Consider the following 613-nt stretch of genomic DNA (forward strand, 5'->3'; position numbering starts at 1 on the left):
AATTTGGCCCCCCTCGCCTCAATCTCCACCAGATTCCGCCCGGGGGTCCCTCAAGGGGCTGGGTTGCCGGGGGGCGGAGTGTGCGGGGTCCCGGGGTGCGGGGTCCGTCCTCAATCTCCCCCGGACTCCGGCGGACCCTGCACCCTGGCAACTCAGACGGTGTCCTTGTCGGCGAGGACGTGTTCCCGGGCGGCTGCCCGGTCCGTCGGCTGGGTGTGGGGCACTGTGGCTGTCTCCTTGTGCTTCTGGGGGGGTGTGGGGTGGCCCCGGTCGTTGCGGGGGACTGGACCGACCGGGGCCAAGGGGGCGCTCGGTGCGCCCCCTTCTTCCCCTGCCGGGACGTGACACCGGTCAAGGGGGGTTCATGGGGTGGTCCGTCCGGCTGGGCCTGGATGCGTGACGCCCTGCCGGCCGGACGGATCCTTCTCGCCGCCCCGCATGACGAACCCGCGATTCTCAGTGGCCGGGTGTTCAGGGGGCGGACGCTTCAGAGCCGGCCCTCGATGGTCCGGGGATCGACGCCCGGGGGCGGGTTCCACTGCACGGTGTCGCGGATGGCCCGGGTGTAGCGGCGGTGGCCGGTCCTGCGGAAGTGGTACTCGGCCCACGCGTG

It is taken from the genome of Streptomyces jumonjinensis, from assembly GCF_009600885.1.
Classification (GTDB): Bacteria; Actinomycetota; Actinomycetes; order Streptomycetales; family Streptomycetaceae; genus Streptomyces; species Streptomyces jumonjinensis.